Source organism: Streptococcus oralis (assembly GCF_001983955.1).
Lineage (GTDB): Bacteria > Bacillota > Bacilli > Lactobacillales > Streptococcaceae > Streptococcus > Streptococcus jiangnanensis.
The window spans coordinates 832,700-851,975 of the sequence record NZ_CP019562.1; the positions used below are offsets into that span (position 1 = coordinate 832,700).

A 19,276-nucleotide genomic window follows, 5' to 3' on the forward strand; every position below is an offset into this window, starting at 1 on the left:
GAAAAAATGATAACTTTAAAATCAGCACGTGAAATCGAAGCCATGGACAAGGCTGGTGATTTCCTAGCAAGTATCCATATCGGCTTACGTGATTTGATTAAGCCAGGCGTGGATATGTGGGAAGTTGAAGAGTACGTTCGTCGTCGTTGTAAAGAGGAAAATTTCCTTCCTCTACAGATTGGAGTAGATGGTGCAGTCATGGATTACCCCTATGCCACTTGTTGCTCTCTCAACGACGAAGTAGCTCACGCTTTTCCACGTCATTACATCTTGAAAGATGGCGATTTGCTCAAGGTTGATATGGTACTGGGAGGTCCGATTGCCAAATCCGACCTTAATGTATCTAAACTCAACTTCAACAATGTTGAGCAAATGAAAAAATACACCCAAAGTTATACTGGTGGTTTAGCAGACTCATGTTGGGCTTATGCGGTTGGTACACCGTCTGAAGAAGTGAAAAACCTGATGGACGTGACCAAGGAAGCTATGTATAAAGGAATTGAGCAAGCAGTTGTTGGCAATCGTATCGGTGATATCGGTGCAGCCATTCAAGAATACGCTGAAAGTCGCGGTTATGGTGTCGTTCGTGATTTGGTTGGTCATGGTGTTGGTCCAACTATGCACGAGGAGCCAATGGTTCCTAACTACGGTATTGCAGGCCGTGGACTCCGTCTCCGTGAAGGAATGGTACTAACCATTGAACCCATGATCAATACTGGTGACTGGGAAATTGATACAGATATGAAGACTGGCTGGGCTCATAAAACCATCGATGGCGGCCTATCTTGTCAATATGAACACCAGTTTGTGATTACCAAAGACGGTCCTGTTATCTTGACTAGTCAAGGTGAAGAAGGAACGTATTAAAATAAAGGAGCTTAGCTCCTTTTTTGTGTCAAATTTAGTCAAAATAAATAAGCGTAGCAGATTTCTTACAAATTTATCCTTTTGTAGTAAAATAGGATTAGAATTTTGAGAAAGTAGGTAATTCGTTGGAGTCGATTATATTTCTAGTATCTGTTTTTTTAGCAGGTATCCTGTCCTTCTTTTCACCCTGCATCTTTCCTTTGCTACCTGTCTATGCTGGTATTTTACTGGATGATCAGGGAAATTCGAAAAGCTTTCGCTTTTTTGGAAGAGACATTGCATGGTCTGGTTTAATTCGAACCTTGTGCTTTATTGCAGGAATCTCCCTCATTTTCTTTATTTTAGGATTTGGAGCTGGATTCCTAGGGCACATGCTCTATGCAGACTGGTTTCGTTATGCTATGGGAATAGTCATTATTCTTTTAGGGCTTCACCAGATGGAAATCTTACATTTCAATAAACTGGAGGTTCAAAAGACAGTCACCTTCAAACAATCCAAGTCTAATCACTATCTGTCAGCCTTTTTACTTGGGATAACCTTTAGTTTTGGTTGGACCCCTTGTATCGGACCAGTCTTAAGTTCAGTCTTGGCCCTAGCAGCTTCAGGTGGCAATGGTGCTTGGCAAGGTGCCGTGTTAACATTAGTATACACATTGGGAATGGCCCTTCCTTTCATTGTTTTGGCCTTGGCTTCGGGCTGGATTATGCCCTATTTTAGTAAATTAAAACCTCATATGATCCTACTAAAGAAAATCGGGGGAGCTTTGATTATTTTGATGGGATTATTATTAATGCTAGGGCAATTAAATGCCTTGTCAGGAATTCTTGGATAATTGGATAAAAGGAGAAAAAATGAAAAAAATTATTTTTGCTGGATTGAGCCTCATGTCTCTATTCTTGTTGATTGCCTGTGGTGAAAAAGAAACCAAACAGACAAGCAGTCCCAAACAACCTGCTGTACAACAAATCGCAGTCGGTAAAGATGCACCAGACTTTACCTTGCAGTCTATGGATGGCAAAGAAGTGAAGTTATCAGACTATAAAGGGAAAAAGGTCTATTTGAAATTCTGGGCTTCTTGGTGTGGACCATGTAAAAAAAGCATGCCTGAGCTGATGGAATTAGCTGCCAAACAAGATCGAGACTTTGAAATCTTGAGTGTCATTGCACCTGGTCTCCAAGGTGAAAAAACAGTTCAAGACTTTCCAAAATGGTACCAAGAACAAGGCTACAAGGATATTCCAGTTCTATATGATACGCAAGCAACTACCTTCCAAGCCTACCAAATTCGTAGTATTCCAACGGAATACTTGATTGACAGTCAAGGTAAAATCGGAAAAATCCAATTTGGTGCTATTAGCAATGCTGATGCAGAAGCGGCTTTTAAAGAAATGAAATAAAGAAAAAATCGCGATTATTCGCGATTTTTTTATAGTTTTTCATTGATAAAGCGGATAAATTGATTCCACCAAACCTTCAAAAAGAAGGCTTTTTCTACTTTCTTTTCAGAAACCATTTCAAAAGATGGTTTGTCGGAAGTGAGATAGCCCTGTCCGACCAAATCCTGGTCATCATAGGTTAGAGTACCAACAACCTTTCCTTCTTCTAGTGGAGCCATTTCTGATGTTGATTTCTGTGTGAATTGGAGAGCTGGTGTAGTACCGCTTCCGATGCGTTGGACGATGGAAATGTCTGACTTAGCGACAGCTGTCACATTATCTTCTTTACCATCCAGAACTGTTACTTTACTATCATTGTATGCTTCACCTTTCTGAACGACGGTTTTTAAGGCAAAGTTTGCAGAAATATAATCTAAAAGTGCTGAAGTAGCAGTAAAACGTGCATAAGGGTTGGTATCTTGTTGATCTGCATTTAAAACAACTGTAATAATACGCATCCCTTTTTCAACAGTTGTTCCCACGAATGAAGCACCAGCTTTATCAGTAGTACCTGTCTTTAGTCCATCAATACCACCACGATAGGCTGGCATTCCCTCCAACATATAGTTGGTTGAGTGGATTTCAAGTCCTGCAAAGGTAGAAGTTGGTTTTTTGGTGATTTCCAAAACTTGAGGATAATCTCGGATGAGGTTACGAGCGACGATTGCAACATCGTAGGCACTCAACTTGTTTTCATCGTCTTTTTTAGAACCAGGATAGATATTATCGCCAAGGGTCTCATTATTTAAACCAGTAGTGTTTACAATAGTTGCATCTTGAATTCCCCATTCAAGAAGTTTAGCCCTCATCTTGTCTACAAAGTCTTTCTCAGAACCAGCAATCTTTTCTGCTAGTGCAATCGCAGCACTGTTCGCGCTGGATACCATTGTAGCCTCTAATAGCTGTTCAACAGTATAATTTCGAGCTTCCATAGGGACGTTACTCGCCTCAGAATTAGTTGTAAGTTTGTAAGGATAGTCCGAAATATCAACAGGTGTAGATAGGCTGATAGTTCCTTGTTCCAGAGCTTCATAGACCAGATAAACTGTAACCAGTTTTGTAATAGAAGCAATTTCTACAGGCTGATTTGCATCTTTTTCATAGAGGATTTTTCCAGTCGTAGCCTCGACAGCAATAGCATGTTTAGCAGCAACATCAAACTCCTGAGCAGAAACAGTAGAAGCTGTTCCAAAAACCAAAAGTGTCATAAAAGATAAAATTATTTTTTTCATATTAGCTTTATTTTATCATAAAGAAAAAAAATATTCTCGCTTTTTTACTAAAGCCAACTTATCTTTTTCAGAAATGTGGTAAAATAGAGAGAAGGAGGATACCTATGTTCCGCAGAAACAAATTATTTTTTTGGACAGCTGAAATTTTATTATTAACACTGATTTTCTATCTTTGGAGAGAAATGGGAGCCATCATTACTCCCTTCGTGACAGTTGTGAATACCATCATGATTCCATTTTTGCTTGGTGGATTTTTTTACTACATTACAAATCCAGTCGTTACTTTCTTAGAAAAGAGATGTAAGATCAATCGTCTAATTGGTGTCTTGGTCACTCTTTGTGCCTTGATTGGTGCTATCGTTGTAGGGGTCGTTTATCTCTTGCCGATTTTGATTAATCAGTTGACCAGCTTGATTATTTCTAGTCAAAACATCTATAGTAGACTACAAGATTTGATCATCGATTTGTCCATGAATCCAGTCTTCCAAAATATTGATATTCAACAAACAATTCAACAACTGAATCTCTCCTATGTGGATATCCTCCAGAATATCCTGAATAGCGTCAGCAACAGTTTAGGAAGCGTTCTTTCAGCCTTGTTTAGTACGGTACTGATTCTCATTATGACCCCTGTATTCTTGATTTATTTCTTGTTGGATGGTCATAAGTTGCTACCAATGTTGGAACGTACCGTCTTAAAACATGACAAATTGAATCTTTCTAGCCTTTTAACCAATCTCAATACAACTATAGCGCGCTATATCAGTGGAATTGCGATTGATGCGGTTATTATTGGATGTTTAGCCTATATTGGCTATAGCGTTATCGGATTAAAGTACGCCCTAGTTTTTGCTATTTTCTCTGGAATCGCAAATTTGATTCCTTATGTTGGTCCAAGTATTGGCTTGATTCCAATGGTGATTGCCAATGTTTTCACAGATCCTCATCGTATGTTGATTGCAGTTGCTTATATGCTTATTATTCAACAGATTGATGGAAATGTTCTCTATCCACGCATCGTTGGAGGGGTTATGAAAGTGCATCCGATTACGATCTTGGTGCTCCTTTTACTGTCAAGTAATATCTACGGTGTCATAGGGATGGTCGTAGCAGTACCTACTTACTCCATTTTTAAAGAAATTACTAAGTTCCTAGCGAAATTATATGAAAATCATAAAGAAGCTAAGGAACTGGAAAAAACAGAATCAAATTAAAATCAGGGAGACCTGATTTTTTTGTTGAAAATACTATCTTCCAAACAAAATAAGTTTGAATTCATATTGTCATAAAGAAGCAGAAGAACAGGATTTGATAAGATTTAGATTAATTCACAAAATATGTGTAAAACACTTGCAATTTAGCAGAAATTTGATAAAATAGTAAGGAAAGTTAGACTGTATTGCCTACTGTCTATCTATAAAATATATTTTATTGGAGGCTTTTACTCAAATGGCAAAAGAAAAATACGATCGTAGTAAACCACACGTTAACATTGGTACTATTGGACACGTTGACCACGGTAAAACTACCCTAACTGCAGCTATCACAACTGTTTTGGCACGTCGCTTGCCTTCATCAGTTAACCAACCTAAAGACTATGCGTCTATCGATGCTGCTCCAGAAGAACGCGAACGTGGTATCACTATCAACACTGCACACGTTGAGTACGAAACTGAAAAACGTCACTACGCTCACATCGACGCTCCAGGACACGCGGACTACGTTAAAAACATGATCACTGGTGCTGCCCAAATGGACGGAGCTATCCTTGTAGTAGCTTCAACTGACGGACCAATGCCACAAACTCGTGAGCACATCCTTCTTTCACGTCAGGTTGGTGTTAAACACCTTATCGTCTTCATGAACAAAATTGACTTGGTTGACGACGAAGAATTGCTTGAATTGGTTGAAATGGAAATCCGTGACCTTCTTTCAGAATACGACTTCCCAGGTGACGATCTTCCAGTTATCCAAGGTTCAGCTCTTAAAGCTCTTGAAGGTGACTCTAAATACGAAGACATCATCATGGAATTGATGAACACTGTTGATGAGTACATTCCAGAACCAGAACGTGACACTGACAAACCATTGCTTCTTCCAGTCGAAGATGTATTCTCAATCACTGGACGTGGTACAGTTGCTTCAGGACGTATCGACCGTGGTACTGTTCGTGTCAACGACGAAATCGAAATCGTTGGTATCAAAGAAGAAACTCAAAAAGCAGTTGTTACTGGTGTTGAAATGTTCCGTAAACAACTTGACGAAGGTCTTGCCGGAGATAACGTAGGTGTCCTTCTTCGTGGTGTTCAACGTGACGAAATCGAACGTGGACAAGTTATCGCTAAACCAGGTTCAATCAACCCACACACTAAATTTAAAGGTGAAGTCTACATCCTTACTAAAGAAGAAGGTGGACGTCACACTCCATTCTTCAACAACTACCGTCCACAATTCTACTTCCGTACTACTGACGTTACAGGTTCAATCGAACTTCCTGCAGGTACTGAAATGGTAATGCCTGGTGATAACGTGACTATCGACGTTGAGTTGATCCACCCAATCGCCGTAGAACAAGGTACTACATTCTCTATCCGTGAGGGTGGACGTACTGTTGGTTCAGGTATGGTTACAGAAATCGAAGCTTAATTCGATTAAGTTCCCAGAAGAACAATTATTTAAGTCAGACACTAAAAGAATCTTGCCTTGCAAGGTTCTTTTTTTCTTTCTTCTTACTCTATTTGAAGTGCTTCTACTCTAGCAGTATAATCGTTTTTTTGGTATAATAAAAGTTATGGAAATCGAAAAAACCAATCGTATGAACGCTCTTTTTGAATTTTATGCGGCGCTTTTGACAGACAAGCAGATGAACTATATTGAACTCTATTATGCTGATGATTATAGTCTTGCTGAGATTGCTGAAGAGTTCGGTGTCAGTCGTCAGGCTGTCTATGATAATATCAAGCGGACGGAAAAGATTCTAGAAGATTATGAGATGAAATTGCACATGTATTCGGACTATATTGTCCGTAGTCAGATTTTTGACCAGATCTTGGAGCGTTATCCCAAAGATGACTTTCTGCAGGAGCAGATAGAAGTTTTAACAAGCATTGATAATAGAGAATAAGAGGAAGAAAAATGGCATTTGAAAGTTTAACAGAACGTTTACAGAACGTCTTTAAAAATCTACGTAAAAAAGGAAAAATTTCTGAGACTGATGTCCAAGAAGCAACCAAAGAGATTCGTTTGGCCTTGCTTGAAGCCGACGTTGCCTTGCCTGTTGTAAAGGACTTTATCAAGAAGGTTCGTGAACGTGCAATCGGTCACGAGGTCATTGATACCCTCAATCCTGCCCAACAGATTATCAAAATTGTTGATGAGGAACTGACGGCTGTTTTAGGTTCTGATACTGCTGAGATTATCAAGTCACCAAAAATTCCAACCATTATCATGATGGTCGGTTTGCAGGGGGCTGGTAAAACGACTTTTGCTGGTAAGCTGGCTAATAAACTCAAGAAGGAAGAAAATGCTCGTCCTTTGATGATTGCGGCAGATATTTATCGTCCAGCAGCCATCGATCAGCTGAAAACACTTGGACAACAAATCGATGTTCCTGTCTTTGCACTTGGAACAGAAGTGCCTGCTGTTGAAATTGTTCGCCAAGGTTTGGAGCAAGCGCAGGCCAATCACAACGACTATGTCTTGATCGATACGGCAGGGCGTTTACAAATCGATGAACTTCTTATGAATGAGCTTCGTGATGTTAAAGCACTGGCTCAACCAAACGAAATCCTCCTTGTCATTGATGCCATGATCGGTCAGGAAGCGGCTAATGTTGCCCGTGAGTTTAATGCTCAGTTGGAAGTAACTGGTGTCATCCTTACCAAGATTGATGGGGATACTCGTGGTGGTGCAGCTTTGTCTGTTCGTCACATCACTGGAAAACCTATCAAGTTCACTGGTACGGGTGAAAAGATAACAGATATCGAAACCTTCCACCCAGACCGTATGTCAAGCCGTATCCTTGGTATGGGGGATATGCTCACTTTGATTGAGAAAGCTTCTCAGGAATACGATGAGCAAAAAGCTCTTGAAATGGCTGAGAAAATGCGCGAAAACACCTTTGATTTCAATGATTTCATTGATCAATTGGATCAGGTGCAAAATATGGGGCCAATGGAAGACTTACTCAAGATGATTCCAGGTATGGCTAACAATCCTGCCCTTCAAAATATGAAGGTGGATGAGCGCCAGATTGCGCGCAAACGTGCTATTGTGTCTTCTATGACACCTGAAGAACGCGAAAACCCTGATCTGTTAAATCCAAGTCGTCGCCGTCGTATCGCTGCTGGTTCTGGAAATACCTTTGTCGAAGTCAATAAATTTATCAAGGACTTTAACCAGGCCAAACAGCTCATGCAAGGTGTCATGTCTGGAGATATGAACAAAATGATGAAGCAAATGGGAATCAATCCAAATAACCTCCCTAAAAATATGCCAAATATGGGCGGGATGGATATGTCTGCCCTTGAAGGAATGATGGGACAAGGTGGCATGCCAGATATGTCAGGTCTCGGAGGAGCAGGCATGCCAGATATGAGCCAGATGTTTGGTGGCGGACTCAAAGGTAAAATCGGTGAATTTGCCATGAAACAGTCTATGAAACGGATGGCCAACAAAATGAAAAAAGCTAAGAAAAAACGCAAATAAAAAAGGAAAGCAGAAGTGCTTTCCTTTTTATATAAAATATGTGCTTTCTATGATTAGGCAATTTTCTTACTCGAAAAATGACTAAATAGAAAGAGTGATTTCAAATCCATGCATCCATTCGGATTTTACCGTGATATCGATTTTTAAAGCATCTGCTAATTGTTTGACCAGATAGAGACCCATGCCTGTTGATTTTTTCCTTGTGTCTCCTGAATCACCTGTAAAGCCTTTTTCAAAGATATGAGGGAGGTCGCAAGCTTTAACTCCGCAGCCATTATCCCTAATAATCAGACTTGTGCGCCCCTTATCCTTTGACATATAAATATTGAGTTCGGGCTTGTCGGAGCTATATTTAATGGAGTTGGCTAGGATTTGAGAGAGGATAAATTCAAAACTGCGTTGATCGGTGTAGCAGATTCCTTGTATGTTTTCTACCTTAATCGTAAATTTCTTTTCTTTAAGCAAGGGATCAAAGTTTTCTAAAAGATCCTGAATACACTCTTGGAGGTCGACATCTTCAAATAGAAAATCATTTTTTTCACTTTTAACCCTGTAATAGAATAGTATCTGTGATACATTGCCTTGGATTTGATTTTTTACATAATCCAACTTAAAAGCTGTATCCTTTGGCAGCTGGTCACTTTGGTTGTCCAAAAGGAGGGAAAGAAGCGATAGAGGAAGTTTGATTTCATGAGCCCACTTCTCAACATAGTCCTCATAGTCGGCTAGTAATGAATTAAGCTTTCCTATTTCCACCTGCTTTTGGTAGAGCACATTTGCGATTTCTTCGATGCTTTCTTTTTCTGAGACAGTTGATAAACGCAATAATTCCAGCTCCGTATCTATCTTAGGATTGGCTATGAAGGCTTTATAAGCAGCTGATTTTTTTCTTTCTTTTCTTATAAGTAGGAGTGATAGGATGAAAAAAAGCAGGACGGTGGCTAAAATATAGAGCAGGATGAGAGCTTGAAACATCCTCACGTCTGAAAGCCAAAGCAGAATCGCTGTGAATAGATCAAATACTAAAAGAACAAGTAACCAGGGCAGGTAAGTAGCTAGATATTTAAGATTCTGTTTCATCTGGACTTACCTCTTCTAGCTTGTAACCAATACCTCTGACAGACTTGACTTGAAGGGTAATTCCAGCCTTTTTCATCACCTTTTTGAGCCTTGCAATATTTACTTGAAGAGCATTATCATCGATGAACTCAGTTGTGTTCCATAGTTTCATACATAGTTCTTCTTTTGTGACGACAGGAGCATTAGTAACCAATAAGGTTTCTAACAATTTCCCTTGATTTTGGGGGAGTAAAATCGAATGTCCATTGATATAAAGGGTATAGGTTTGTCTATCCAGCAGAAAATTATCTTTTTCAAGTAGATTTTGTCTGCCTTCATAGCGTTTCAAGATATTTTCTATACGTGCCAAAAATCTTTCTTTCTTGAAAGGCTTTGTTAGATACTCATCTGCCCCTAATTTCAGGGCGTAAATCTCATCTTTTAGTTGTTCACGGGAGGTGAGAACCAATATGGGCACAGAGCGTTTGGACTTGAGATTTTTACAAATTTGAAAGCCTGTTTCTCCCGGCAAATTCAAATCCAGTATGATTAGATTCGTATCGTATTGCAGCACTTGTTGGCTCGTATCTTTGAAGTCAGTCAACTTATCAACTTGATAACCCGCTTTCTCTAACAAGATGACAATTTCATCTCGAATCAAGGCTTCATCTTCAATTACTAGAATATGCTTCATATCGGTTCCTCCTTTTCCTATTTTATTCTACCTTATTCTTCTCTTTTTGGTTCCATTAATGACAATAAGTACTTGTTGCTATTTTTCTTTACAATTCTGATATAGATGACTTCAAAACCAGCTAAGAGCAGTACGATTAGCATGGCTGTGATAAATTTCTGCTCCATGGCCATTCTTGCACTAGCGGGTACTATTCCTGTGAGGAGGGAGCTCACTCCGAAGCTACTACTGAGAAGTGCAATGGCTATTGGCAGACCGAAATACCAGTTGATTTGTTTTTCTGAAGATTTACAAAGAGTTTCGTAGTTAGCTCCAAGATGGATCAAGGTTTGGTATCGTCTGTAGGATTGTCTTTGTCCCATCAAAAACTGGACGCCGATGATTGTATTTGCAACGACAAGGAAAATGATTGCCAGATAAATAGTAATATAGCTAGCAGAGATAATGTAAAATAATTGGCGCCCCATATTTTGTATATAGCTTTCATAACCAAGAGAGGTTTGATTCAGCTTTTCATTTGTATCTGAGATAGCTTTCATCAGACCTTTTTCCTTGACCAGATCAGGAGCTAGGATGCCACTGACATAGTTTGAGTATTTACTATCAGTATAACTCATAAAGGTCTCATCTGGAAGAATGAGTGCTACAGAGAGGGTGATTTCACGGTCCGTTACAATTGGTAAAGACTGCACATCTCCAATCAATTTTATATCATTTCCCATGACGTTGATTTGAGGGTTTGCTTTCAGAACAGAGTTAACCAAGTTCTCATCAGGGAGAAAATCTTTTCCCATATACAAGTAGGCTTCCTTGCTAGTTAATTCTAAAGGAGGGAGATTGGCAGCTTTTCTAAGTTCATTGTATTCGGAAACTGGTATGAGGTGGGAAGTAGTAGACTGTTTAAATCTTTGGAGCAAAATTTCCTTGTTCTTGCTGCCTTTTTGCTTTTTCAACTCCTGGATGATCTCTTCGAAGGACACGGACTCGTGTTCTTTCGGTTTGCCGATTTTTATTTGCAAAATCTTTGAAAACTGTGATGCCAGTCCAGCAACTTCAAGCTCTTTTTTAACTGTATTCACATCAAGATTTTCATCTGTATCCTGCTTGCCATCTCTAAATGTATAATCCAACACGTGGGTTTGATTGCCTGAATTGCCACTTGCAATGGCAACACCTGCTCCAAAGAGGCACAAGGCAGAGAAGATTAAGAGGGAGCAGATGGCCAGTATAGTTGAACGCTGGATAACTAATTCCTGAATCTGTCTAAAATTATAGGCTTGAAGTTTTCGATTGCTTCCAAACTTAACCAAAAAGTCTATAAACAAACGCATACCAAAGAAGAGTAGGATAGTTCCTAGAGTTCCCAGGAGAACGGTGATGCCCATTGTTATGACATTTTCCCAAGCTCGTCTACTCATCCCCAAGTAATAGGCTGTTCCTAGAAGCAAAATTCCGAGGACGGAAGCAAGAAGGTACACACCCTTGGGGAGTAGTTTCTTCATTCCAGAGGGTGAATAGGCAAGTAGGTTTCCGATTTCCATATTGGCCGTCTTTGCACTTAAAAGGACAAAAACAGCTAATTTTACTGCTAGGAAGCCGATGATCGTATAGAACAGAGCTGTAGTAGATAGAGAAAATTGATGTTCAATAATCCCTAGTCCCACAATTTTAGCGGTTATTAGGCTAATTAGTTCTGAAATCAAGATGGAAATAGGAAGGCCTATTCCAAGGGCAAGGACGCTGTTTCTCAAATCCTCGAGCAGGAGTAGCAAGAACAGTTTGCTTCTTCGCATTCCCAGTGTGAGATAGACACCAAATTCATGTTTTCTCCTTTCCATCTGCATACTGCTTGCGAAGTAGACTAGAAAAAAGAGAATAAAGAGCGTTGCTACATAAAGAATAGGAATCATGCTAAAGAGTTTATTTACAGCGTCACTTTCTATTTGTTTTAGAAAGATCATCACATCTTGATGGGACAAAGAAAGGATGATGTAAAAGGAGATAATAGAAAGAACCATGGAACTGAAGTACAAGCCATTATTTTTTCGATCTCTCTTGCTATTTCTTGAGACTAATTTAGAAAACATTGCCATCACCTCCAGCTAGGGCTGCCATGACCTTTAGTATTCTGTGGTAGAAGTCTTCTTGACTTTCTCTTGGATAATCGCGTCGAATTTCATGGAATAGTTTTCCGTCTTGGATAAACAATATGCGGTTGCAAAAGCTGGCTGCAACTGAATCGTGGGTTACCATGAGAATGGTGGTTTCTTCCACTTGATTCATTTCGGATAATTTTTGCATCAAAATGGTCGCATTTTTTGAATCCAAAGCCCCTGTGGGCTCGTCTGCAAATACAATCTTAGGGTCTAAAATTAAGGCGCGCGCAGCAGCTACCCTTTGCCGTTGACCACCTGATAATTGAGAAGGGAACTTATCCAGAAGTTCAGAAATATCCAGATATTGGGAAAGTAATTCTAACCGAACCTTGCTTTCGTCGGCATCGACCTTGTGTAAAGACAAGGGGAGTAAAATATTTTCTTTGGCTGTAAGATTGTCCAAAAGCTCAAAATTCTGGAAGAGATAGCCAATTTCCTTGCCTCTATAATCTGCTAATTGGCTCCCTTTTAACTGACCTAAATCTTTTTCTTGCATTTGAATAGAGCCGTCAGTTGGCTTGATGATTGTGGCGAGACAGTTAAGAAGGGTTGTTTTCCCAGAACCGCTACTCCCCATAATTCCTAAGAACTCACCTTTTACAACTTGAAAAGATATGCCGTTTAAGGCCTTGGTGATATTCGGCTCTTTTCCATAATGCTTTTTTAATGATTCTACTCGTAAAATTGTTTCCATGTGAAACACCTCCATCTTTTGTTACTTTCATTATAGTATGAATCAGAGTAGAATAACACTTACGGATGATGTAAGAAATCTTTATCGCTGACTTTTATAGTCAGGTTATTAGAGCTATACTTACTATATTATAGCATGGTTTCAGGGATTTAAAAAGGGGAGTATGGGGTTGTAGGAATTTCTACAACCTTTGAACCATTGAATTTCAAAATTTAAAGAAAAACTATTCAAACTCAATAATTACCATAGCATATTTGTTCCTAAGGAGGTGATAAAATTGAGTTTGGGTAAATTGATAAAGAAATTCCCTGAACTACGGAGAATCACTCAAAAAGCATTAGGAGAGAGAACGGCATTTAGATGATGTTAGAATCAGACAATATGAGCTTGATATTCGCACTACTAAAGATGATGTCTTAGAAAATATTTCCGCTGCACTCCATGTAAATAAAGATTATCTGAAAGAACCTACCTATCCGTACACGGAGCATGACCTTATGCGATTTTTATTTAAATTGGATGATAGTATTGAAGTTAGTATAAGACAGGTTATTATGAATGACGAAGATCCTGGATATACTACTACAGGTATATATTTCGGCAGTGAAGCTATTTTGAGAATACGAAATATGCTTGAAGATTGGAAGAAAATGAAACAGAAGTATGAAAACAACGAAATCACTAAAGAAGCCTTGCAGGATTGGAAGGCAAACTACCCTAACAGTCTGAAAAAAGATTATGTTCCCTTTGAGGAAAGCAATGTAAAGTTATATAAAAGCGGAATAAATGCCAAAGTTCCGCTGGATTTAAAATAAGTACAGAAAAAGCACATAGCTGAAAGATTTTACAATCTTAAAGTTATGTGCTTTTTATAATATGACTATTCAATTAACTTAATTGAATCTATCTTCAATTAACCTGATTGCATTCTTAATAAAACTAATTAAATTATCTAATTTATCATCATTATACCCATAGTATTCATCGATAGGATATGGAGGTTCAAGCATATACATTTGTTCGATTCTATATTTTTCCATATTTTCATCCAACCATTTTTTCATCTCTTTTACATTATCTATTGAAGAATCTTCATCCTCAAGATTTTTATAATAAATTGAAGGATAATCCTTATTTAGTTCCCATGTTCCCTTACCATTCTTATTATCGCTTCCATTAAAGTATTTTGGTACAGGCATCATATTTGAGAATGAATACATTAAATCAAAATATCTATTAAATAATGATTCCAAATCACTATATCCGTTAAAAATTTCATCTAAATGAAGATATACAAGTCTTAGTAATTCTTCTTGTTCAAGATTTCTAACATCATGATTTAATAAAATTAATTTTGCTCTACAAAAATCCAAAAAAGGAATGAAAGCATTAAATATTGTATCTGCCGATTCCGGAATATTTTCACCATATAATTTTTTATATGCTTCTTTTACTAATTCTGAAGAGTCGATTTCTGTGGTAGGAAGAATCCTATACATAATAGCTAATTTAACACCTTTCTCAATTTTTAATGCTGGATTAACAATTGGTATGAGATTGGTAAGATTATTTTTCACAATATCCATTTATATCTACCTCCCAAAATTCAGTTTTGTGTCACTCACTACTTCTACAAAAGCCTCCCACCAAAATGATGGAAGGCTTTCTAAACTATTAACCTAAATTCAACAACTCCCTTTCAGACCTGCTTTTTCTTGTTTTCAGTATCAAAACAGTATCATTTAGAGAATTTTACTACATCAAAATTGCTCAATCCCCTGTGTTTTCAAGCGTTTCGTAACAGTAACATATTTGATTCTGTTATTCCCACTCAACAGTTGCTGGTGGTTTACTTGTAATATCGTAGACGATACGGTTAACGTGGTCTACTTCGTTAACAATACGTACAGAAATCTTTTGAAGGACATCCCAAGGAATTTTGGCAAAGTCAGCTGTCATACCATCGATAGAAGTGATTGCACGAATGGCGATTGTGTAATCATAAGTACGACCATCACCCATAACACCGACTGAACGAACGCCTGTGTTGACAGTGAAATATTGCCAGATATCACGGTCAAGACCAGCTTTAGCGATTTCTTCACGAAGGATAGCATCAGACTCACGAACAGTTTCTAGTTTTTCTTCAGTGATTTCACCCATGACACGGATAGCAAGCCCTGGACCTGGGAATGGTTGGCGCCATACGATGTGGTCTGGCATACCAAGCTCTGTACCAAGGGCACGAACTTCGTCTTTATAAAGAGTGTTCAATGGTTCAATCAATTCAAATTGCATATCTTCTGGAAGACCACCCACGTTGTGGTGTGATTTGATGGTTTGAGCAGTATCTGTACCAGACTCAATTACGTCAGTGTAAAGCGTTCCTTGAGCAAGGAATTTCACATCTTTGAGCTTGCTTGCTTCGTCATCAAAGACATAAACAAACTCATTACCGATGATTTTCCGTTTTTGTTCAGGGTCAGAAACACCAGCAAGTTTGTCAAGGAAGCGTTTTGCAGCGTCTGCTTTGACGATATTCAAACCAAACTTACCACCGAGCATCTCCATAACTTGGTCCGCTTCCCCTTTACGAAGAAGACCGTGGTCTACAAAGATACAGATTAATTGATCGCCGATTGCTTTCTGGAGAAGAACACCAACGACAGAAGAGTCAACACCACCAGATAGACCGAGAAGGACACGTTTATCACCGACTGTCTCACGGATTTTTTGAATCTGCATCTCAATGAAGTTATCCATTGACCAGTCACCTTTAGCCTTACAGATATTAAGGGCAAAGTTGCGAAGGATATCATTTCCGTAAACAGAATGGCGAACCTCTGGGTGGAATTGGATGCCGTAAATGTGCTTTTCTGGGTTTTCAATAGCTGCATAAGGACAGTCAGCAGAAGTACCAGTACGAACAAAATCAGCTGGAATCTCTGTAACAGCATCACCATGACTCATCAAAACAATCTGTTCTTCAGGAGTCCCTTCAAAGAGGGCAGAAGTGGTATGAGTAAGTGGTGATTGGCCATACTCACGGTTACCAGCATCACCTGCAGGAACAACTTTTCCTCCAAGTTTATGAGTTAAAAGTTGCATACCATAGCAGATTCCTAAAATTGGAATGCCAAGTTCAAAAATTTCTGGGTCAATATCAAATGAACCATCTTCGTATACAGAGTTTGGTCCACCAGAGAGGATGATCCCTACAGGGTTAATCGCACGAACCTCTGCAGCTGAGATTTTGTGACTTTTTAGCTCTGAAAAAACACCAATTTCACGAATACGGCGGGAAATCAGCTGGTTGTATTGGCTACCATAGTCCAGCACGATGATTTTTTCGACATCTTGCAAATCAGTTGAAATGTTGCTCATCATTTTCCTTTCTCAAAAGAAATATCTTTTTCAATATTCTATCACAAATAGGGGCGAATTACCAACTAAACAAGGCAAAGTTTGACTTTTTCTTAGCAAATACGGTACAATGGAGAAAATAAAGAAAAGAAGTGAGAATCATGTTACCAGCTTATATGAAAATCCACGATCAGATCAAGAAGGATATAGATGAGCATCATTGGAAAATCGGAGAGAGACTTCCAAGTGAGCGAGATTTAGCTGAACAGTTTCAAGTTAGCCGGATGACATTACGCCAGGCTATCTCTCTCTTAGTTGAGGAAGGAGTTTTGGAGCGTCGTGTAGGAAGTGGGACCTTTGTCTCTAGCACTCGTGTTCAAGAAAAAATGCGGGGAACGACTAGTTTTACGGAGATTGTCAAATCTCAAGGGAAAGTACCTTCCAGCCAACTCATTTCTTACAGAAGAACCATTCCAAATGAGCAAGAGGTCGCTAAGCTAGGGATTACTCCGACAGAGAATATTATCCGTATGGAACGGGTGCGTTACGCTGACCAAGTTCCGCTAGTCTATGAAGTCGCATCCATTCCTGAGAAATTTATCAAGGATTTTAAAAAAGAAGAAATCACCAGTCATTTCTTCCAAACCTTGCAGCAACATGGCTACCGGATTGGCAAATCCCAACAGACCATTTATGCGAGATTGGCTAAGGAAAAGATTGCTCACTATCTAGAAGTCGAAAAGGGGCATGCCATTTTAGCCTTGACTCAGGTCTCTTATCTTGAAGATGGGACAGCTTTTGAGTATGTAAAGAGTCAATACGTGGGCGAACGCTTTGAATTTTATCTTGAAAATAACTAGTTTAGAAAGGCTAGTTTTTTGTTTTCTTAAAAGATTAGAATTGTCAAAACAATCTGTCTAGGCTTGATTTTATCCATTATTTACTATAAAATGAGAAGGAAAAACGTCAAACTTTTATATTGCAAATAGGAGAAAAAATGACAAAAACATTAAAACGTCCTGAGGTTTTATCACCTGCAGGGACTTTAGAGAAGCTGAAAGTAGCTGTTCAATATGGTGCGGACGCAGTCTTCATCGGCGGACAGGCCTATGGTCTTCGTAGCCGTGCAGGAAACTTCACCTTTGAACAGATGGAAGAAGGAGTCCAGTTTGCTGCTAAGTACGGTGCCAAGGTCTATGTGGCTGCTAACATGGTTATGCACGAAGGAAACGAAGCTGGTGCTGGAGAATGGTTCCGTAAGTTGCGTGACATTGGGATTGCCGCAGTTATCGTGTCAGATCCAGCCTTGATTATGATTGCAGCAACTGAAGCACCAGGTCTTGAAATCCACCTTTCAACCCAAGCAAGTGCGACCAACTATGAAACTCTTGAGTTCTGGAAAGAACTTGGTCTAACTCGTGTGGTTTTGGCTCGTGAAGTTTCAATGGAAGAATTGGCAGAGATTCGCAAACGTACAGATGTCGAGATTGAAGCATTTGTCCATGGGGCCATGTGTATTTCTTACTCAGGTCGTTGTACGCTTTCAAACCACATGAGTATGCGTGATGCTAACCGTGGTGGTTGTTCTCAATCTTGCCGTTGGAAATACGACCTCTACGACATGCCATTCGGCCAAGAACGTAAGAGCCTTAAAGGTGAAATCCCAGAAGAATTTTCGATGTCTGCCGTAGATATGTCTATGATTGACCATATCCCAGATATGATTGAAAATGGTGTAGACAGTCTTAAGATCGAAGGTCGTATGAAGTCTATTCACTATGTTTCAACAGTAACAAACTGCTACAAGGCGGCTGTGGATGCTTATCTCGAAAGTCCTGAAAAGTTTGAGGCCATCAAACAGGACTTGGTGGACGAGATGTGGAAGGTTGCCCAGCGTGAATTGGCAACTGGATTCTACTATGGTACACCGTCTGAGAATGAGCAGTTATTTGGCGCACGTCGTAAAATTCCTGAATACAAGTTTGTCGCTGAAGTGGTTGCTTATGATGATGCGACTCAAACGGCAACCATTCGTCAACGAAATGTCATCAACGAAGGCGATCAAGTTGAGTTTTATGGACCAGGTTTCCGTCATTTTGATACTTATATCGAAGATCTTCATGATGCCAAGGGCAATAAAATCGACCGTGCTCCAAATCCAATGGAACTCTTGACAATCAAGGTCCCACAACCTGTACAAGCAGGTGACATGGTTCGTGCTCTGAAAGAAGGGCTCATCAACCTCTATAAGGAAGACGGGACAAGTGTTACAGTTCGTGCCTAGATAAGGAAAAGGGAATGATTCAAGCTCAAGGTTTATTGGTAGATGATGAAAGCAGGTGTGTTCATTATCATAGTGAAAAGGATATTGTTTCACTCCAGTGTTATGAATGCAAGAAATACTATGCATGCTATCAGTGCCACAATGCTATGGAAACGCATTTGTTTTCGCCCTATCCCTTGGTGCTTTCTGAGGATCGACCGATCTTATGTGGGGTTTGTAAGAGGACAATGACTTTCCAAGATTACCAAAAACAGATGGCTTGTCCTTACTGCAGTGCACCATTTAATCCAGGTTGTAAACAACACTATTCCTACTATTTTAAATAAAATGAATCGATCCAAGTTCTTAACTTGGATTTTTCGATTTGTTTCAGAAAATATAGTAAAATCAAGAAAAACTCGCAATCTAAAATGGAAAAACTTTCTATAGAATAGTGTAAAAATAGCAAAAATAGAAATAAATCAGCTGAAACGCTTCCAACGTAAGTAAAAAGTTGACAAAAACAAATTTTAGGACTAAACTAAGTAAGTAAATTTTAAATAAAAGGAGAATTCATCATGAATTTAACATTTTTCGGTCTTTGTCTTGCCTGTATGGGTGTATCCCTTGCAGAAGGTATGTTGATGAACGGTTTGTTCAAATCAGCAGCTCGCCAACCAGACATCATCCCACAATTACGTAGCTTAATGATCATGGGGATTGCCTTTATTGAAGGAACGTTCTTGGTTACCCTAGTCTTTTCATTCGTCATCAAATAGACAAATGGAACGAGAAGAAAAGGGA

At 39.2% G+C, this 19,276-nt stretch carries 19 protein-coding genes; 12 read left to right on the forward strand and 7 right to left on the reverse strand.

The features are described 5' to 3' along the window. Positions 1-6 precede the first annotated feature (6 nt). The 3 genes from BWR56_RS04005 (at position 7) to sdbB (ending at position 2,265) form a co-directional block, all read left to right on the forward strand. On the forward strand, positions 7-867 hold the full coding sequence (locus BWR56_RS04005; protein ID WP_000631558.1) for a methionyl aminopeptidase: 861 nt from the start codon (positions 7-9) through the stop codon (positions 865-867). Positions 868-992: 125 nt separating this feature from the next. Then, on the forward strand, positions 993-1,700 hold the full coding sequence (ccdA2, locus tag BWR56_RS04010) for a thiol-disulfide oxidoreductase-associated membrane protein CcdA2 (RefSeq protein WP_000443807.1): 708 nt from the start codon (positions 993-995) through the stop codon (positions 1,698-1,700). A gap of 19 nt (positions 1,701-1,719) precedes the next feature. After that, positions 1,720-2,265 carry a thiol-disulfide oxidoreductase-associated lipoprotein SdbB gene (gene sdbB, locus BWR56_RS04015; protein ID WP_049505738.1) on the forward strand — a complete coding sequence of 182 codons (546 nt, stop codon included), beginning with the start codon at positions 1,720-1,722 and terminating at the stop codon, positions 2,263-2,265. Positions 2,266-2,294: 29 nt separating this feature from the next. On the opposite strand, the gene pbp3 is transcribed toward sdbB, so the two are convergent. Then, on the reverse strand, positions 2,295-3,536 hold the full coding sequence (pbp3, locus tag BWR56_RS04020; protein WP_049505739.1) for a D-alanyl-D-alanine carboxypeptidase PBP3: 1,242 nt from the start codon (positions 3,534-3,536) through the stop codon (positions 2,295-2,297). Between the two features lie 104 nt (positions 3,537-3,640). On the opposite strand from pbp3, the gene BWR56_RS04025 reads away from it, so the two are divergent. The 4 genes from BWR56_RS04025 (at position 3,641) to ffh (ending at position 8,243) form a co-directional block, all read left to right on the forward strand. Next, the gene (locus BWR56_RS04025; protein WP_000489830.1) at positions 3,641-4,750 is read left to right on the forward strand and encodes an AI-2E family transporter; all 1,110 of its coding nucleotides are present in this window, start codon (positions 3,641-3,643) and stop codon (positions 4,748-4,750) included. A 235-nt stretch (positions 4,751-4,985) separates the two neighbouring features. Next, the gene (gene tuf / locus BWR56_RS04030) at positions 4,986-6,182 is read left to right on the forward strand and encodes an elongation factor Tu (protein WP_049505740.1); all 1,197 of its coding nucleotides are present in this window, start codon (positions 4,986-4,988) and stop codon (positions 6,180-6,182) included. 145 nt (positions 6,183-6,327) lie between these two features. Further along, positions 6,328-6,660, forward strand: coding sequence for a putative DNA-binding protein (locus BWR56_RS04035; protein WP_000402068.1), 333 nt, complete (start codon positions 6,328-6,330; stop codon positions 6,658-6,660). 11 nt (positions 6,661-6,671) lie between these two features. After that, entirely contained in the window at positions 6,672-8,243 is a 1,572-nt protein-coding gene (ffh, locus tag BWR56_RS04040) for a signal recognition particle protein (RefSeq protein WP_076984497.1), read from the forward strand. An 81-nt stretch (positions 8,244-8,324) separates the two neighbouring features. On the opposite strand, the gene BWR56_RS04045 is transcribed toward ffh, so the two are convergent. The 4 genes from BWR56_RS04045 to BWR56_RS04060 are packed head-to-tail and all read right to left on the reverse strand — an operon-like array spanning position 8,325 to position 12,846. Then, the gene (locus tag BWR56_RS04045) at positions 8,325-9,323 is read right to left on the reverse strand and encodes a sensor histidine kinase (RefSeq protein WP_076984498.1); all 999 of its coding nucleotides are present in this window, start codon (positions 9,321-9,323) and stop codon (positions 8,325-8,327) included. Next, positions 9,307-9,996: a response regulator transcription factor gene (locus BWR56_RS04050; protein WP_076984499.1), complete on the reverse strand. Its 690-nt coding sequence runs from the start codon at positions 9,994-9,996 to the stop codon at positions 9,307-9,309. Before BWR56_RS04050 ends, BWR56_RS04045 begins: the two co-directional genes overlap by 17 nt. A 32-nt stretch (positions 9,997-10,028) precedes the next feature. Then, complete coding sequence (locus BWR56_RS04055; RefSeq protein ID WP_076984500.1) at positions 10,029-12,083, reverse strand: FtsX-like permease family protein; 2,055 nt, start codon at positions 12,081-12,083, stop codon at positions 10,029-10,031. Further along, positions 12,073-12,846, reverse strand: coding sequence for an ABC transporter ATP-binding protein (locus tag BWR56_RS04060; protein WP_000447868.1), 774 nt, complete (start codon positions 12,844-12,846; stop codon positions 12,073-12,075). Before BWR56_RS04060 ends, BWR56_RS04055 begins: the two co-directional genes overlap by 11 nt. A 497-nt stretch (positions 12,847-13,343) precedes the next feature. Here BWR56_RS04060 and BWR56_RS09990 point away from each other — a divergent pair, with 497 nt between their 5' ends. Further along, positions 13,344-13,661: a hypothetical protein gene (locus tag BWR56_RS09990; RefSeq protein ID WP_231110165.1), complete on the forward strand. Its 318-nt coding sequence runs from the start codon at positions 13,344-13,346 to the stop codon at positions 13,659-13,661. Between the two features lie 78 nt (positions 13,662-13,739). Here BWR56_RS09990 and BWR56_RS04070 read toward each other — a convergent pair whose 3' ends face one another. Together BWR56_RS04070 and guaA are read right to left on the reverse strand one after the other, a co-directional pair. After that, positions 13,740-14,432, reverse strand: a complete 693-nt coding sequence (locus tag BWR56_RS04070; protein WP_076984501.1) for a hypothetical protein — start codon at positions 14,430-14,432, stop codon at positions 13,740-13,742. A 235-nt stretch (positions 14,433-14,667) separates the two neighbouring features. Next, positions 14,668-16,230 (reverse strand): glutamine-hydrolyzing GMP synthase, encoded by a 1,563-nt coding sequence (gene guaA, locus BWR56_RS04075; protein WP_076984502.1) that lies wholly within the window; start codon positions 16,228-16,230, stop codon positions 14,668-14,670. Positions 16,231-16,370: 140 nt separating this feature from the next. Here guaA and BWR56_RS04080 point away from each other — a divergent pair, with 140 nt between their 5' ends. The 4 genes from BWR56_RS04080 to BWR56_RS04095 all read left to right on the forward strand — a co-directional run bounded on the left by BWR56_RS04080 (position 16,371) and on the right by BWR56_RS04095 (position 19,251). Continuing rightward, entirely contained in the window at positions 16,371-17,069 is a 699-nt protein-coding gene (locus tag BWR56_RS04080) for a GntR family transcriptional regulator (protein WP_000936178.1), read from the forward strand. 137 nt (positions 17,070-17,206) lie between these two features. Further along, the gene (locus BWR56_RS04085; protein WP_070568709.1) at positions 17,207-18,493 is read left to right on the forward strand and encodes a peptidase U32 family protein; all 1,287 of its coding nucleotides are present in this window, start codon (positions 17,207-17,209) and stop codon (positions 18,491-18,493) included. Positions 18,494-18,507: 14 nt separating this feature from the next. Beyond that, positions 18,508-18,819 (forward strand): CHY zinc finger protein, encoded by a 312-nt coding sequence (locus BWR56_RS04090; protein ID WP_076984503.1) that lies wholly within the window; start codon positions 18,508-18,510, stop codon positions 18,817-18,819. A 231-nt stretch (positions 18,820-19,050) separates the two neighbouring features. After that, positions 19,051-19,251, forward strand: coding sequence for a F0F1 ATP synthase subunit C (locus BWR56_RS04095; protein WP_001054556.1), 201 nt, complete (start codon positions 19,051-19,053; stop codon positions 19,249-19,251). The last annotated feature ends 25 nt before the right edge of the window (positions 19,252-19,276 follow it).

Excerpts from the sequence above, each read along its gene's own strand:
- pbp3 (WP_049505739.1), bottom strand. The coding sequence starts at position 3,536 with ATGAAAAAAATAATTTTATCTTTTATGACACTTTTGGTTTTTGGAACA.
- tuf (WP_049505740.1), top strand. The coding sequence starts at position 4,986 with ATGGCAAAAGAAAAATACGATCGTAGTAAACCACACGTTAACATTGGT.
- BWR56_RS04070 (WP_076984501.1), bottom strand. The coding sequence starts at position 14,432 with ATGGATATTGTGAAAAATAATCTTACCAATCTCATACCAATTGTTAAT.
- BWR56_RS04025 (WP_000489830.1), top strand. The coding sequence starts at position 3,641 with ATGTTCCGCAGAAACAAATTATTTTTTTGGACAGCTGAAATTTTATTA.
- BWR56_RS04045 (WP_076984498.1), bottom strand. The coding sequence starts at position 9,323 with ATGAAACAGAATCTTAAATATCTAGCTACTTACCTGCCCTGGTTACTT.
- BWR56_RS04090 (WP_076984503.1), top strand. The coding sequence starts at position 18,508 with ATGATTCAAGCTCAAGGTTTATTGGTAGATGATGAAAGCAGGTGTGTT.
- BWR56_RS04050 (WP_076984499.1), bottom strand. The coding sequence starts at position 9,996 with ATGAAGCATATTCTAGTAATTGAAGATGAAGCCTTGATTCGAGATGAA.
- guaA (WP_076984502.1), bottom strand. The coding sequence starts at position 16,230 with ATGAGCAACATTTCAACTGATTTGCAAGATGTCGAAAAAATCATCGTG.
- BWR56_RS04080 (WP_000936178.1), top strand. The coding sequence starts at position 16,371 with ATGTTACCAGCTTATATGAAAATCCACGATCAGATCAAGAAGGATATA.
- BWR56_RS04035 (WP_000402068.1), top strand. The coding sequence starts at position 6,328 with ATGGAAATCGAAAAAACCAATCGTATGAACGCTCTTTTTGAATTTTAT.
- sdbB (WP_049505738.1), top strand. The coding sequence starts at position 1,720 with ATGAAAAAAATTATTTTTGCTGGATTGAGCCTCATGTCTCTATTCTTG.
- BWR56_RS04055 (WP_076984500.1), bottom strand. The coding sequence starts at position 12,083 with ATGTTTTCTAAATTAGTCTCAAGAAATAGCAAGAGAGATCGAAAAAAT.
- BWR56_RS04060 (WP_000447868.1), bottom strand. The coding sequence starts at position 12,846 with ATGGAAACAATTTTACGAGTAGAATCATTAAAAAAGCATTATGGAAAA.
- BWR56_RS04095 (WP_001054556.1), top strand. The coding sequence starts at position 19,051 with ATGAATTTAACATTTTTCGGTCTTTGTCTTGCCTGTATGGGTGTATCC.
- ffh (WP_076984497.1), top strand. The coding sequence starts at position 6,672 with ATGGCATTTGAAAGTTTAACAGAACGTTTACAGAACGTCTTTAAAAAT.
- BWR56_RS04005 (WP_000631558.1), top strand. The coding sequence starts at position 7 with ATGATAACTTTAAAATCAGCACGTGAAATCGAAGCCATGGACAAGGCT.
- BWR56_RS09990 (WP_231110165.1), top strand. The coding sequence starts at position 13,344 with ATGCGATTTTTATTTAAATTGGATGATAGTATTGAAGTTAGTATAAGA.
- BWR56_RS04085 (WP_070568709.1), top strand. The coding sequence starts at position 17,207 with ATGACAAAAACATTAAAACGTCCTGAGGTTTTATCACCTGCAGGGACT.